This window comes from Caulobacter sp. UNC358MFTsu5.1, from assembly GCF_000712075.1.
Classification (GTDB): domain Bacteria; phylum Pseudomonadota; class Alphaproteobacteria; order Caulobacterales; family Caulobacteraceae; genus Caulobacter.
Genome location: NZ_JONW01000004.1, coordinates 1 through 1,465 on the forward strand (window position 1 = coordinate 1; position 1,465 = coordinate 1,465).

Below are 1,465 nucleotides of genomic sequence, written 5' to 3' on the forward strand. Positions count from 1 at the left end.
CTAGACTTGAAGAACCTGGCGTCGAATTCTTGCGAACCCCTCACCAAACCCTCCGGAGCCGCGCCTTCTATTGAAAGCCCAAACCCCTGTCAATCTCGAATTTTGCTGGGTATCAGCAGATCATCGAGACTGGATACTTCACAGAACCTCGGAATTCTTATCGAACTCTTCGCTTCAGTGAGGAGCGGCGCTTCTATTGAAGCATCACTCCAGAGTCAACCGCCTCGTTTTTCCATCCTCTCAAAGGGCCGAAGCCACAACGAAGAGACAAAAAGGGATCCGTGGGCCGCCGAGGCTGCCCGCCTGGATCCATTACCGAGTCGATTGGAGCGCGGAAACTAGCGAAACCGAGCGAAGAAAGCAAGAGCCTTGCGGCCATTGCCCCCTGCGGTCGCGATCGCGTTTCCGAGCGAGGGGCGGATATAGGCGCGTGACGCGGCGATGACAACCCCCGCCGAGGCGAATCCCGACCTGGGGCCTGGAGTTTGTCGGCCGGGCCTCGTCGCCCGGCCGCAGAGGACGAGGCGCCACCCTCCCCACCCGCCTACCAATGCCGGCGAAGGGCGCGAGAACCGCCGCCTCCCCTTCCTCGAGCGAGCCTCGAGCACCCGAGTGGTTGGAGGCGCCGACCGCGGCGCGGAGATCGGTCGGCGGGTCGGCGGGTCGGCGAATCGTCACACCGGCCAGGTCGGCGGCCAGCTTCATCGCCGAATGCGGCGACTTCCGCGCCGACCGGACGCCTCGGGACCGATTCTCCCGAAGGCGTTCGAGGACTGGAGGCGGGCCGGACCGCCCGGATTCGTCGGGTTTGGTGTGTTTCCGCTTCGGGGAATCACTGCCTGGCGCTGCCTCCAGGCGGATGGACCGCCGATCGAGCGCGAATCGAAGGCGGGAACTCAGAACCGGCCAAGGTTCGTGACGGCGATTCCCGCGGCGCGTCGCGTGAACCGCGTTCCCGTTGGCCGCCGGCGAAGACGGACCGCCCGCGCGACCTTCTGGGCGGCCAGGCGGAATCACCTCGAGTTGACCCCGAGCCCCACGAAGAGCAGGCGGATCTCGCCGGCGGAAACGTCGGAGGCGTTGATTCCCGCGTGGGCCGCGGCGATGGGGCCGGGCGAGGCAGTCTCGATCGTCGGACCGAGCTCGCCATGTTCGCGCGCGATCTTCGCGGTCAGCGTCCGGAAGGCGGCCGATTCCGCCGGCGGCGGCGGGACTGAAGGCGAGCGCGCCGAAGGCCTCCATCGGTGACGGGGCCGCCGGCGACGGGAACCGGACCTCCGAGATCCGACGACCTGGTCGTCAGGCCCAGGCCGCGACGCCAGGCAGGGCCCAAACGAAAAATGGCCTCCCGAAGGAGGCCATTTCTTGATCTTGGGTGCGGGGACAGGATTTGAACCTGTGACCTTCAGGTTATGAGCCTGACGAGCTACCGGGCTGCTCCACCCCGCGGCGAAGAGGGTAGTGA

General features: G+C 66.1%; 1 tRNA gene. It reads right to left on the reverse strand.

Features of this window, described 5'->3' with window-relative positions:
• Positions 1-1,372: 1,372 nt before the first annotated feature.
• A tRNA-Met gene (locus tag BR39_RS0102080) sits at positions 1,373-1,449 on the reverse strand.
• Positions 1,450-1,465: the final 16 nt, after the last annotated feature.